This window comes from Segnochrobactrum spirostomi (assembly GCF_009600605.1).
GTDB classification, from domain to species: Bacteria; Pseudomonadota; Alphaproteobacteria; order Rhizobiales; family Segnochrobactraceae; genus Segnochrobactrum; species Segnochrobactrum spirostomi.
The window spans coordinates 250,733-265,046 of record NZ_VWNA01000001.1 but is presented as its reverse complement, the minus strand read 5'-3'; the positions used below and the strand labels follow the sequence as shown (position 1 = coordinate 265,046).

Here is a 14,314-nt window from a genome sequence, read left to right as displayed (position 1 = left end):
CGGCGGCGGATCGCTGACCCAGAACGGATCGGGCACGCTGATCCTCTCCGGCGACAGCAGCTATACGGGCGGGACGACGATTGCGGCGGGCACGCTGCAAGTCGGCGACGGCGACACGACGGGCACCATCGTCGGCGATGTGACCGACAACGGTGCGCTCGTCTTCAACCGCTCCGACGACACCGCATTCTCCGGTGTGATCTCCGGCAGCGGGTCGCTGACCCAGGCGGGCGCCGGCACGCTGGTTCTGACCGGCACCAACACGTATACGGGCGGCACGACGATCACGGCCGGGACGCTGCAGATCGGTGACGGCGGGTCGACGGGCACGATCGAAGGCGACGTGACCGACAATGCGGCGCTCGCGTTCAACCGCTCCGATGCCGTCACCTTTGCGGGCGTGATCTCCGGCACCGGCGCGGTGACGCAGGCCGGCACCGGCACGCTCACCCTCTCCGGGGTCAATACCTATACCGGCGGCACGACGATCTCGGGCGGCACGCTGCAGGTCGCGGCGGACGCCAACCTCGGCGGCACGGGCTCGCTGGCGCTCTCCGGCGGCACGCTTTCGACGACGGGCACGTTCGCGTCGAGCCGCGCGGTCTCTCTCACCGGTTCCGGCACCGTCTCGACGGCGTCGGCGACGGCCTTGACGCTGAGCGGGATCGTCTCCGGGTCGGGCGGGTTGACGAAGGCCGGCTCCGGCACGCTCGTGCTCTCCGGCACCAACACCTACACGGGCGGCACGACGATCTCGGGCGGCACGCTGCAGGTGGCGGCGGACGCCAACCTCGGCGGGGCGGGCTCGCTGACGTTCGACGGCGGTACGCTTTCGACGACGGCGTCGTTGACGTCGAGCCGCGCGGTCTCGCTGACCGGGGCCGGCACCGTCTCGACGGCGGCGTCGACGACGCTGACGCTGAGCGGCGTGGTCTCGGGCGGTGGGGCGCTGACGAAGGCGGGCTCGGGCACGCTCGTTCTGTCGGGCACGAACACGTACACCGGCGGCACGACGGTCTCGGGCGGCACGTTGCAGGTCTCGGCCGACGCCAATCTCGGCGGGGCGGGCGGCCTAACGCTGGCGAATGGGACGGTCCTCGCGACGACGGCGTCGTTCACGTCGAACCGGTCGGTGTCGCTGACGGGCACGGACACCGTCTCGACGGCGGACGGCACGACGCTGACTTTGAGCGGCGTGATCTCCAACAGCGGGTCCCTCACCAAGACGGGTGCGGGCACGCTCGTCCTGTCGGGCACGAACACGTACGCGGGCGGCACGACGCTTTCGGCGGGCACGCTCCAAATCGCCGCCGATGCCAATCTGGGCGATGCGACCACGGGCCTGACGCTGGCGGGCGGGACGCTTTCGACCACCGCATCGTTGACGACGAACCGGGCGGTGACGCTTTCTGCGGACAGCGCGGTCGCGGCCGCCTCGAGCACGAGCCTGACGCTCGCGGGCGTGATCTCCGGCTCGGGCGCGCTGACGGCCTCGGGCGCCGGCACGCTGATCCTGACCGGTTCCAACACGTACACGGGCGGGACGACGATCTCGGCCGGGACGCTGCAGATCGGCGGGGGCGGCACGACGGGCTCGATCGGCGGCAACGTGACCGACGATGCGGCGCTCGCGTTCAACCGCTCCGATGCCGTCACCTTTGCGGGCGTGATCTCCGGCACCGGCGCGGTGACCCAGGCGGGCACGGGCACGCTGACGCTCTCGGGCACCAACACGTATACGGGCGGCACGGCGGTCTCGGCCGGCACGCTGCAGGTGTCGGGCAGCATTGCGGGCTCGGCGTCGGTGGCGAGCGGGGCGACGCTCGGGGGCGGGGGCTCGATCGGGGGCTCGGTGACGCTGGCAAGCGGGTCGACGCTGTCGCCTGGCACGTCGGGCACGGCGGCGACGCTGTCGATCGGCGGGGCGCTGACGGTCGGGTCGGGGGCGACGCTCGCCTATGATCTGGCGCAGCCGAACGCGCCGTCGAGCGGGCTCAACGACCGCATCGCGGTGACCGGCGACCTGACGCTGTCGGGCGGGCTCGTCACGGTGAACGGCGGCGGCACGTTCCAAGCGGGCAGCTACCGGCTGATCGACTACGGTGGAAGCCTGACGGTGACGGGCTCGGGTCTGACTCTGTCGGGGGTCCCGGCGTCGCTGTCGTCGAGCGTGATCCAGACGGCGGTGGCGGGTCAGGTGAACCTGATCGCGATCGTCGACGGGGTGTCGACGCAATGGTGGAACGGTGGCGGCACGGCGGGCAGCGGGACGATCACGGGCGGTTCGGGCACGTGGAACGGTTCGGCGGCGAACTGGACGAACGTGGACGGCACGGTGGCGTCGTCGTGGATCGCGGGCGGCCTCGGGATCTTCACGGGCACGGCGGGGACGGTCGACGTCGGCAGTGCGGTGAGCGCGAGCGGGCTGCAGTTCGCGGTCTCGGGCTATTCGGTGAACGGCACGGGCCCGTTGACGCTGGTGACGCAGGCGGGCGGCGGGGGACCTTATGTCCAGGTCGATACCGGGACGGCGACGCTCGGGGTCGCCATCGCCGGCAGCGCCGGGCTGACCAAGACCGGGGCAGGGACCCTCGTCCTCTCGGGCACCAACACCTACACCGGCGGCACGACGATCACGTCCGGCACGCTGCAGGTCTCGGCCGACGCCAATCTCGGTGATGCGTCGGGCAGCCTCGCTTTGGCGAACGGGACGGTTCTCGCGACGACGGCGTCGTTCACGTCGAACCGGTCGGTGACGCTGACGGGCACCGGCACCGTCTCGACGGCGGACGGCACGACGCTGACTTTGAGCGGCGTGATCTCCAACAGCGGGTCCCTCACCAAGACGGGTGCGGGCACGCTCGTCCTGTCGGGCACGAACACGTACGCGGGCGGCACGACGCTTTCGGCGGGCACGCTCCAAATCGCCGCGGACGCGAACCTGGGCGACACCTCCACCGGCGTCACGCTGGCGGGCGGGACGCTTTCGACCACGGCGTCGTTCACCTCCGATCGCGCGATCAACATTGGCCCCGGCGGGGGCACCATCGTGGCGTCCAGCGGCACCACCCTGACCCTTGGCGGCGTGGTATCGGGCAATCTCGGTGCGCTGACCAAGGGCGGCGCGGGCACTTTGGTGCTGACCGGCACCAACACCTATCAGAACGGCACCACCATCTCCGCCGGCACCTTGCAGATCGGCGCCGGGGGCACGACGGGCTCGATCGCCGGCAATGTGGTGGACAATGGCACGCTCGCGTTCAACCGCTCCGATGCCGTCACCTTTGCGGGCGTGATCTCCGGGACGGGCTCGGTGACCCAGGCCGGTGCCGGCACGCTGACGCTCTCGGGCACCAACACGTACACGGGCGGCACGACGATCTCGGGCGGGACGCTGCAGGTCGCGGCGGACGCCAATCTCGGCGGTGCGGGATCGCTGACGTTCGGCGGCGGCACGCTTTCGACGACGGGCACGTTCGCGTCGAGCCGCGCGGTCTCTCTCACCGGTTCCGGCACCGTCTCGACGGCGTCGGCGATGACCTTGACGTTGAGCGGGATCGTCTCCGGATCGGGCGGGCTGACGAAGGCCGGCTCCGGCGCGCTCGTCCTCACCGGCACCAACACCTACACGGGCGGCACGACCATCTCGGGCGGCACGCTGCAGGTGTCGGCGGACGCCAACCTCGGCGGGGCAGGCTCGCTGACGTTCGACGGCGGTACGCTTTCGACGACGGCGTCGTTGACGTCGAGCCGCGCGGTCGCGCTGACCGGGGCCGGCACCGTCTCGACGGCGTCGTCGACGACACTGACCCTGAGCGGCGTGGTCTCGGGCGGTGGGGCGCTGACGAAGGCGGGCTCGGGCACGCTCGTTCTGTCGGGCACGAACACGTACACCGGCGGCACGACCATCTCGGCGGGCACGTTGCAGGTGTCGGCGGACGCCAACCTCGGCGGGGCGGGCGGCCTAACGCTGGCGAATGGGACGGTCCTCGCGACGACGGCGTCGTTCACGTCGAACCGGTCGGTGTCGCTGACGGGGACGGATACCGTCTCGACGGCGGACGGCACGACGCTGACTTTGAGCGGCGTGATCTCCAACACCGGGTCCCTCTCCAAGACGGGTGCGGGCACGCTCATCCTGTCGGGCACGAACACGTACGCGGGCGGCACGACGCTTTCGGCGGGCACGCTCCAAATCGCCGCGGACGCGAACCTGGGCGACACCTCCACCGGCGTCACGCTGTCGGGCGGGACGCTTTCGACCACCGCATCGTTGACGACGAACCGGGCGGTGACGCTTTCTGCGGACAGCGCGGTCGCGGCCGCCTCGAGCACGAGCCTGACGCTCGCGGGCGTGATCTCCGGCTCGGGCGCGCTGACGGCCTCGGGCGCCGGCACGCTGATCCTGACCGGTTCCAACACGTACACGGGCGGCACGACGATCACGGCCGGGACGCTGCAGATCGGCGCCGGGGGCACGACGGGCACGATCGTCGGCAACGTGACCGACGATGCGGCGCTCGCGTTCAACCGCTCCGACGACGTGACCTTCGCGGGCGTGATCTCCGGGACGGGCTCGGTGACCCAGGCCGGTGCCGGCACGCTGACGCTTTCGGGCACGAACACGTATACCGGCGGCACGGCGGTCTCGGCCGGCACGCTGCAGGTGTCGGGCAGCATTGCGGGCTCGGCGTCGGTGGCGAGCGGGGCGACGCTCGGCGGTGGCGGCTCGATCGGTGGCTCGGTGACGCTGGCGGGCGGGTCGATGTTGTCGCCGGGCACGTCGGGCACGGCGGCGACGCTGTCGATCGGCGGGGCGCTGACGGTCGGGTCGGGGGCGACGCTCGCCTATGATCTGGCGCAGCCGAACGCGCCGTCGAGCGGGCTCAACGACCGCATCGCGGTGACCGGCGACCTGACGCTGTCGGGCGGGCTCGTCACGGTGAACGGCGGCGGCACGTTCCAAGCGGGCAGCTACCGGCTGATCGACTACGGTGGAAGCCTGACGGTGACGGGCTCGGGTCTGACTCTGTCGGGGGTCCCGGCGTCGCTGTCGTCGAGCGTGATCCAGACGGCGGTTGCGGGTCAGGTGAACCTGATCGCGATCGTCGACGGGGTGTCGACGCAATGGTGGAACGGCGGCGGCACGGCGGGCAGCGGGACGATCACCGGCGGTTCGGGCACGTGGAACGGTTCGGCGGCGAACTGGACGAACGTGGACGGCACGGTGGCGTCGTCGTGGATCGCGGGCGGCCTCGGGATCTTCACGGGCACGGCGGGGACGGTCGACGTCGGCAGCGCAGTGAGCGCGAGCGGGCTGCAGTTCGCGGTCTCGGGCTATTCGGTGAACGGCACGGGCCCGTTGACGCTGGTGACGCAGGCGGGCGGCGGGGGACCTTATGTCCAGGTCGATACCGGGACGGCGACGCTCGGGGTCGCCATCGCCGGCAGCGCCGGGCTGACCAAGACCGGAGCAGGGACCCTCGTCCTCTCGGGCACCAACACCTACACCGGCGGCACGACGATCACGGCGGGCACGCTGCAGGTGTCGGCGGACGCCAATCTCGGTGATGCGTCGGGCAGCCTCGCCTTGGCGAACGGGACGGTTCTTGCGACGACGGCGTCGTTCACGTCGAACCGGTCGGTGACGCTGACGGGCACCGGCACGTTCGCGCCGGCCGGCGCCACGACGCTGACGCTTGGTGGCGTCGTCTCGGGGACGGGCGGGTTGGTGCTGGCCGGGCAGGGCACGCTGGTCCTCGTCGGTCCGAATACCTACACCGGCGGCACGACGATCACCTCGGGCACTCTCCAGATCGCTTCCGATGACGATATCGGGGCGAGCAACGGAGCGATGACGCTGTCCACGGGCACCCTCGTGACCACCGAGAGCTTCGAATCGGCCCGGTCGGTGTCGCTGACCGGCACTGCCTCCATCGCGCCCGCGAGCGGCACGACGCTCACCTTGAGCGGAACCGTTTCGGGCGGCGGATCGCTGACCAAGACCGGCGCGGGCACGCTGATCCTCAGCGGCGCGAACACCTATTCGGGCGGCACCACCGTCGCCGCCGGCACTTTGCAGGGCGACACCACGAGCCTGACCGGCGCCATCCTCGACAACGCCTCGCTGGTGTTCGCTCAAGGCTCCGACGGCACCTATGCGGGGGCGCTTTCCGGGACAGGCTCGCTGACGAAGACGGGTGCGGGCACGCTCACGCTGCGCGGCCTGAACAGCTTCAGCGGCACGACCACGATCGCCCAAGGGACCCTGCAACTCGGCGACGCGTCCGGAGTCGGCAGCCTCGCGGGCAATATCGTCGCGGACGGAGCGCTCGTCTTCGGCGGTGCGTCGGGTACCGCGACGCTCCCCGGTGTGATCTCCGGGACCGGCTCGGTGACTCAGGCCGGCGCGGGCACGACCATCCTGTCGGGGACGAATTCCTATCTCGGCGGCACCGTCCTGAATGGCGGCGTGCTCGGTGTGTCCGCGGACGCAAATCTCGGCGCCACGACCGGCGGTGTGTCCTTCAACGGCGGTACGCTGGCGACGAGCGGTACCTTCACCACCAACCGGGCGATCTCCCTCGCCGCCGGTGGCGGAACCTTCTCGCCCGCGGCCGGCACCAGCCTGACGATCGCGCAGGCGATCACGGGAAGCGGCGGCCTCACCACGGCCGGCAGCGGAACCCTGATCCTGGCCGCGGACAACACCTATACCGGCGGTACTACGATCGCGTCCGGCATGCTGCAGATCGGCGACGGGGGAACGACGGGCAGCATTGTCGGCAACGTCGTCGACAACGGGACGCTCGCCTTCAACCGCTCCGACGATTTCGAATTCTCCGGCGATATCAGCGGGTCCGGCGGCGTCGTTCAAGCCGGCACCGGAAGCCTCGTGCTGACGGGGAACAACACCTACTCGGGCGGTCTCGCTGTTCTGAATGGCACGTTGAAGGTGACGGGAGCGCTCGATCCGACCGCACCGCTCGCATTGACGGGCGGCACCATCGAATTCGGCGACGAGAATCAGGTGATTGCGGCCCTTGCCGGCACGGGGGGCACCATCATCCTCGGTGCCGGCACATTGACGGTCAACCAAACCACCGACACGACCTTCGCGGGAACTTTGGTCGGCAGCTCAGGCTTCACGAAGACCGGCGGCGGCACCCTCAACATCACGAGCTACAACCCGGATTATACAGGGCCGACGACGGTTTCGGGCGGCGTTCTCAAGATCAACGGCGGACTCCCCAATTCTACGGTGACCGTCGGGGTCAATCCCGACGGATCCCCCGGCGTGATCGGCGGCAACGGCGTGATTGGCGCGCTGATTCTCGACGGCGGCATCGCGTCCCCCGGAAACTCGCCAGGCACGCTGCGCGTCAACGGCAACGCATCGTTCTCGGCCGGATCGGTCTACAAGGTCGAGATTCTGGCGAACGGCGTGAGCGATCTGATCGCCGCCAACGGTGTCGCGACCATTTCCAGCGGCGCGACCGTGTCGGTCGTCGCCCTCGACGATGGCGCCGCCTATGGTCAGAAGACGACGTATACGATCCTGACTGCCGCGGGCGGGATCAGCGGAACGTTCTCTTCGGTGAGTTCGAACTACGCGTTCCTGCAGCCCATTCTGTCGTACACCGACACATCGGTCGTTCTGTCGATGGTGCGCAACAACACGACGTTTTCGAGCTACGCCGCGACGGGCAACGCGGCCACGACGGCGAATGCCGTCGAGGCGCTCGGGGCCGGCAATCCGGTCTACAATTCGGTGGTGCAGCTAGCGCCCAATCAGGTCCAGACAGCGCTCATCAGCCTGTCCGGCGAGACCTATGCGAGCCTGCAGTCGATTATGATCGAGGACACCCGCTTCGTCCGCGGTGCCGTGTCCGGCCGCGTGCGCAATGTCCTGACCGACACCCCGTCGCCGCTGCAGAACGCGACGGACAATGGGCTCTGGGGTGAGGGCTACGGCTCCTGGGGCCATTTCTCCGCCGACAACATGGCGACGGTCCAGCGCTCGACCGGGGGCTTCGTCACCGGCTACGACCGCAAGTTCAACGGCGACAGCGTGATCGGTGCCGCCTTCGGATACGGCTATACCTCGTTCAGCGCGAACGGCAGCGCGACGTCCGGATCGATCGACACCTATTCGTTGACGGTCTACGGCGGCAAGACGTTCAACAAGCTCGGCATCGGCGACCTCGGTCTGCGCGCCGGCGCCTCCTATGGCTGGCAATCCGTGGAAGCGTCGCGCTTTGTCGAGTTGCCGGATCTGACCGGGCTGAACACGAGCAGCTACGACGCGCAAACCGCTCAGGTTTTCGCCGAAGCGGGTTACCGCATGCAGTTCGGCAAGACCTCCGTCGAACCCTTTGCCGGACTTGCCTATGTCCATCTGAACACGGACGCCTTCTCGGAAGGGGGGACCGCCGCGAGCCTCACCGCCTCGAGCGAGACCATGGACACGACGTTCTCGACGCTCGGGGTTCGCTTCACGACGGACTTCGCGATGTTCGAGATGCCGTTCCAATTGCGCGGGTCGGTTGCCTGGCAGCACGCCTTCGGAGACGTCGATCCGAGTGCGAGCTTCACCTTCGCGGGCGGCTCCGCGCCGTTCTCCGTGAGCGGGGTTCCGGTCGCCCGCGATACGGCCTTGATCTCGGCCGGGCTCGATGCCGCAATGGCGCCGAACGTCACGCTCGGGGTGAGCTACAACGGGGCGTTCGGCAAAGGGCTCTCCGACAATGGCGTGCGGGCGGTTCTGACGTGGAAATTCTGACCCGCCGCTGCTGATCCCCGGAGGGCGATGAGGCGAAGGTCCGCCGCCGGCTCGGTCGCGGCCTCTTGCCACCGCGGCCGGGTTCGGGCGACATGACGCGGGTCCCCCGAACGAGAGCCGCGCCATGAGCCATGAGTCCTCTCCTCCGTCCTCCTCCCAGGGTCCGGCGCATGCCGAGGTTCATACGGAGGCGATCGGCAGGCTCGGGGAGGTGGCACCGCGGCGCGGCGCCGAGGTTCTGCTCGAGATTCTCGAGAGCGAGGGCGTCGAGTACATCTTCGGCAATCCGGGCACGACCGAACTCCCCCTGATCGACGCCCTGCTGACGCGTCCCGAGATCAGCTATATCTGGGGCCTCCAGGAGGCGAGCGTCGTCGCGATGGGCGACGGCTACGCCCAGGCGACCCGCAGGCCGGCCTTCGTCAATCTGCATACGGCGGGCGGTCTCGGCCACGGCCTCGGCGGCATCATCAACGCCAACGTGTCGAACACGCCGCTGGTGGTGACCGCCGGACAACAGGATTCCCGCCACACCGTCACCGATCCGCTCCTGTTCGGCGATCTCGTTTCGATCGCCAAGCCCGTCGCGAAATGGTCGCAGGAGGTCACGACCGCCTCGCAGCTTCCAGTGCTGGTGCGGCGCGCGTTCCACGACAGCAGTGCTGCGCCGACCGGCCCGGTCTTCCTCTCCTTGCCGATGGACATCATGCAGGAGATGACGACGGTCGGGATCGCCCGGCCCTCGACCATCGACCGCCGCTCCGCCGCCGGCTCGCTCGACATCCTCGCCGACTATCTCGCCGCCGTGCCGCCGGGGCGGGTGGCGGTGATCGCCGGCGACGAGATCGATACCAGCGATGCCGCGCCGGAAACCGTGCGGCTCGCCGAGGTGCTGGGCGCGCCGGTGTTCGGCTCGTCGTGGCCGGCCCACATCCCGTTTCCGACCTCGCACCCGCTGTGGCGGGGCAACCTTCCGACCAAGGCGATCGAGATCAACCGCACGCTGTCGGACTTCGATTGCGTGTTCGCGCTCGGCGGCAAGTCGGTGATCACCATCCTCTACACGGAAGGGTCGCCGATCCCGGACGGCTGCGAGGTCTATCAGCTCTCAACCGATGTCCGCGATCTCGGCCGAACCTATTCGACGCGGCTTTCGGTGCTCGGCGACATCAAGACGTCGCTGAAGATCCTGATCCCAATGCTCGAGGCGAAGCTCGCCGGCGAGGCGGAGGCGCGTCGGGCGCTGGTGGACGCGGCCGGACGGGCGCGGGCCGTGCGGCGGGGCGAGATCGAGGCCGAGGCGCGGCGTCAGATGGATCGCCCCATCGCGACGCCGCTCGTCGCCGCCCACGAGGTGGTGCGCGCCGTCGGTCCGCGCACGCGCATCGTCGACGAGGCGATCGCCACCTCGGTCCACGTCCGCTCGCTGCTCGACAGCACGCTGACGCGGCAATATTCGTTCTTGCGCGGCGGCGGTCTCGGCTGGGGCATGCCGGCCTCGGTCGGCTTCTGCCTCGGGTTCGGGCGCGAACCGATCGTCTGCCTCGTCGGTGACGGCGCGGCGATGTATTCGCCCCAGGCCTTGTGGACCGCGGCGCGCGAGAAGCTGCCGGTGACGTTCGTCGTCATGAACAACCGGGAATACAACATCCTCAAGAATTTCATGAAGGCGCAGACGGATTATCTGTCGGCGAAGAGCAATCGCTTCATCGCCATGGATCTCGTCGATCCGGCGATCGACTTCCTGGCGCTCGCCCGCTCGATGGGCGTACCGGCGCGCCGGGCCGAGAGCGTGGCCGACATCGGCGCCCTCGTCGAAGCCGGAATCAAATCCGGTCTGCCGAACCTCATCGAGGTGCCGATCTCGGTGGAATGATGCGAGACCACGGAGGCGAGGCAAGGCAGCGCCTGTGGCGTGCCTCGCTCAACCGGTGCCGGGCGTCCTGTCGGCCGGGCGCAGAATGCAACTGCGATCCAAGGGGGCGAGAGCGAGGCCGGTGGCGGCCGTCGCGGCGAGCGCGTAGCCTTCGAAGCCGGCATAGCGGGCCGTGCGCGTCTCGAGGGTCTCGACGAGTTCGGGACGGCTCTTTCCCACCAGGGCGAAGCCGACAATGGTGCCTGCGGGGTCGACGATCGCGAGGTCACCCGGTGGGGCGCCGTGCGCCGGGTTGAAGATCCAGCCGCGGATCCGGACGAAGCGATTGTCGCCCGGCAGCGGATCGATCCTATCGACCCGGCCGCGGCAGGGCGGTGCTCCGACCTCGGTAATCCATTGGCGACCCATCGCGGCCTCGGCATCGGCAAGCGTCGGATCGCCGAAGATCGACAGCCGGTCCTCGCGCACCCGCCGGGCGGCGATCCGCAGCGCCTTCGGGTCCGGGTAGAGGCTGGCGAGCCGGGCGTCATCCTGAGCGCCGAGGGTGAGCGCCAGCGCCACGACTTTCTTGTCGAAGGAGGCATCCGGAGGCAGCCAGAACACGCTCGCCTGAGCGGCGACGAGGGCGAGGGAGAGTGCAGCAAAGCAGATCTGAAGCCGGCTTATCTCTTTCGGGGACCGTACGCTTGCGTGGGCGCACAAGATCCAGAAGGTGGCCCACGCCATCAGTGCCGGCGTCTTGTACCGGCTGATGAGGGCTTGATACGGCCCATAATCGATCCGGCCGCAGGCCACGAGGTCGGCGGAGAGGAAGAGAAACACCAGGAACGCGAGCAGCGCGAGCTCGAGGGCCGCCCGCTCCTGCCGCATCAAGGCGCGGCGCAGGAAGACGACGAAGCCGCCGAGGAGGACGAGGCTGGCAACGATCGCCGCGATCCGTCCGAAGGCGCCTTTGCCGGTGAGGGTGTGGAAGGGTGTGCCCAGGAGGAGCAAATAGTACTCGGCGAGATCGACCGGGCGGTGGGCGAGCGCATTGGCGAGAAGCCCGCGGCCGCCTCCGGGCGGCGTGTAGCCGTGGAGATAGGCGGTGATCACGAGAACGCCCAGACCGGCCGTGATGGCGATCTTGGTCCACTCGAAGCGGACCGTGGCGGCATAGAGCGTGAAGACGGGCAGGGCCAGGATCCCGTTCGCCATGGCGCCGGCGGCGAGGATGCCGCAGATCATGCCGAGGGCGAATGCGATCGACGAGCCGCTCTCCCGCGCGCGATAGAGGCAATAGAGCCCGGTCAGTGGCAGGAGCTGGGCGAGCCAGAACTGACTCTGGAATTCCCACACCAGATTGCCCTGCTGCATGAAGCTCGCGAGCCAGCAGACCAGGAACAGCCCGAACCAGGAGCGCACGGCAAATCCCGCCGCGGCTGCGAATGCCAGGAAGACGGCGACGACGGCGCCGAGCAGGACGACGTTGAGCGCGACGAGGGCCGCGACCGAGCCGCGGAACACCGCGATGTCGAGCCAGAAGAAGAGGCGGGAGAGGATGAGGCGGTGTTCGTTGTGCTGCCCGAACCAAGCCGACCAATCGCCGTCGGCAGCCCTGAAATAGAAGCCGAACGCGCCATCCCAGGTGTCGAAGAGGGGGACGGGGACATAGCTCCGCCAGAGGCCGACGGCGAGCAGGACGACTATCGCGACCGCGCACGCCGCGAAGAACGGCGTGCCGAGACGGCTTCGTCCCAGGCGGACGGCGATCGGCTCGAGGCTCGAAATGGGCATTCTCCGAAGGTTCGGGACTGCCCCTATCACGGCACGATCACGTTAACGTGTCATGTCGAACCTCTCCGTTCATCAGCGTGAGTTGCACACGCACCGCATGTACCTCGTGAATCGGGATCTCGAAGATGTTGCGGTCGAGGACGATCAAATCGGCGAACTTGCCGACCGCGATGGAGCCGATGCGATCCTCGAGCCCGGTCTGAAAGGCCGTGCCCATCGTGTTGGCGTAGATCGCCTCGGCGAGGGTGAGGCGGTCTTCGAGCGGCGTCAGGGGGACGTCGTTCGGCTTGCCCGCGCCCTGGCGCGTCACCGCGGTCTCGATCGCGTGGAGCGGGTGGTAGACGCTGCTGTTGCCGCCCGCCGGCCAATCGGTGCCGAGCGAGATCGGGGCGCCAGCGCGGCGGATTTCTTCGACGCGATATTCGCGGCGCGCCCGCTCCTCGCCCCAGCGCGAGACCGTCACGGACTGCCAATAGGCGCCATCCCGGCAATGCCATTGACCGGAGAATTCGGCGATCACGCCGAGTTTGCCGAAGCGCGGGATGTCGGCGGGGTCGGTCAACTGGTTGTGGGCGATGCAGTGGCGCCGGTCGCGCGGCGGATTGGCCGCGATCGCCGCTTCCAGGGCATCGAGGGCTTGCCGCGCCGCGCGGTCGCCGATGGCGTGGAAATGAATGTCGAAGCCCTTGGCGTCGGCGCGCTCGACGATCGCGCGGGTTTCCGCGGGGGTGAAGATGGTGTCGCCGCGGGAGGCGGGATTGTCGGCATAGGGGGCGAGCATCGCCGCACTGCCGTTCGCATCGACGCCGTCCATCACGATCTTGAGGACCTTGGCCTCGACGAGCTCGGTGTGGTGACGCGCCACGAGGGCTTCGAGATCGGGCAGCGGATCGCGCTTCGGCTCATTGTAATAGAGGCTGCCGACGACGCGGAACGGCAGCCTTCCCTGCGCCTCGAGCCCTTCGTAGATCGCGAAGCCGTCATCCGCCGCCACGACCGCCATGCCGGCGTCGAACACCGTCGTGATGCCCGCCGCGGACGCTTTAGGCAGCCATTCCTCCAGGGATTCGACGATGAACGCGTGGCTGAACGGCGCAACCGAGGCGACGATCCTCTGCACCGCGGGGGCCTCCACGACGTAGCCCGTCGGCTCCCCCGTGACGGGGTCCTTGGCGAAATAGCTGAAGCCGGGCAGCACCGGCGGCGTGTCCTTGGTGATCCCGGCGAGTGCGAGCGTCTTGGAATTCACCCAGGCGGAATGGGCGTCGATGGCCGTGAAGAAGACGGGAATGTCGGGCCAGACCGCGTCGATATCCTGGCGGGTCGGGCCGGAAGGCGGAAAGGCGAGATAGCGCCAGCCGAATCCGCGGACCACGCCGTGGATCGCTCCGCGGTCGGGCGCGGTATCGGCATAGGCCCTGAGCGCCGCCAGCACCTCCTCCCGCGTGTCGTATTGCAGGTCGATGCCGCGGGTCAGCGGCGCGCCGAGCAGCGGGTGGATGTGGCCTTCGGCGAAGCCCGGCAGCAAGAGCTTGCCCCTGAGATCGACGATGCGCGTCGTGCTGCCGCGGAACGTCTCGACGCCCGCGGCGTCGCCGACATAGACGATCGTTTTGCCCTGGACGGCGACCGCCTCGGCCCATGGCCGCTTCGGGTCCACCGTGTAGACCGGGCCGTTGTGGAAGATGACGTCCGCCGGTCCGTCGTTCACCTCCGCCGCCGCAGGCAGCGCCGCGAAGAGGGGAGACGCCATGGCGATGGTTCCGGCGGCGAGGCCGCCTTGCAGCACGCGGCGTCGCGACAAGCCCGGCCCCGCCGTGGCGCCGTCGAGGATGCTGGACCACGTGCACCCGATGCACATCGGCTATGCCCTCCTGCTG

General features: G+C 69.1%; 3 protein-coding genes and 1 pseudogene. 2 read left to right on the top strand and 2 right to left on the bottom strand.

All coding sequences use genetic code 11. The features are described from left to right. Positions 1–22: 22 nt before the first annotated feature. Positions 23–8,782, top strand: a pseudogene (locus tag F0357_RS01240) (autotransporter-associated beta strand repeat-containing protein); the annotation flags it as partial. Positions 8,783–8,906: 124 nt separating this feature from the next. Beyond that, on the top strand, positions 8,907–10,658 hold the full coding sequence (locus F0357_RS01235) for a thiamine pyrophosphate-binding protein (protein WP_153477851.1): 1,752 nt from the start codon (positions 8,907–8,909) through the stop codon (positions 10,656–10,658). A 48-nt stretch (positions 10,659–10,706) separates the two neighbouring features. Here F0357_RS01235 and F0357_RS01230 read toward each other — a convergent pair whose 3' ends face one another. Together F0357_RS01230 and F0357_RS01225 are read right to left on the bottom strand one after the other, a co-directional pair. Continuing rightward, positions 10,707–12,434 carry a hypothetical protein gene (locus F0357_RS01230; RefSeq protein ID WP_153477849.1) on the bottom strand — a complete coding sequence of 576 codons (1,728 nt, stop codon included), beginning with the start codon at positions 12,432–12,434 and terminating at the stop codon, positions 10,707–10,709. Positions 12,435–12,471: 37 nt separating this feature from the next. After that, positions 12,472–14,295 carry an amidohydrolase gene (locus tag F0357_RS01225; RefSeq protein WP_153477847.1) on the bottom strand — a complete coding sequence of 608 codons (1,824 nt, stop codon included), beginning with the start codon at positions 14,293–14,295 and terminating at the stop codon, positions 12,472–12,474. Positions 14,296–14,314: the final 19 nt, after the last annotated feature.

Excerpts from the sequence above, each read along its gene's own strand:
- F0357_RS01235 (WP_153477851.1), top strand. The coding sequence starts at position 8,907 with ATGAGCCATGAGTCCTCTCCTCCGTCCTCCTCCCAGGGTCCGGCGCAT.
- F0357_RS01230 (WP_153477849.1), bottom strand. The coding sequence starts at position 12,434 with ATGCCCATTTCGAGCCTCGAGCCGATCGCCGTCCGCCTGGGACGAAGC.
- F0357_RS01225 (WP_153477847.1), bottom strand. The coding sequence starts at position 14,295 with ATGTGCATCGGGTGCACGTGGTCCAGCATCCTCGACGGCGCCACGGCG.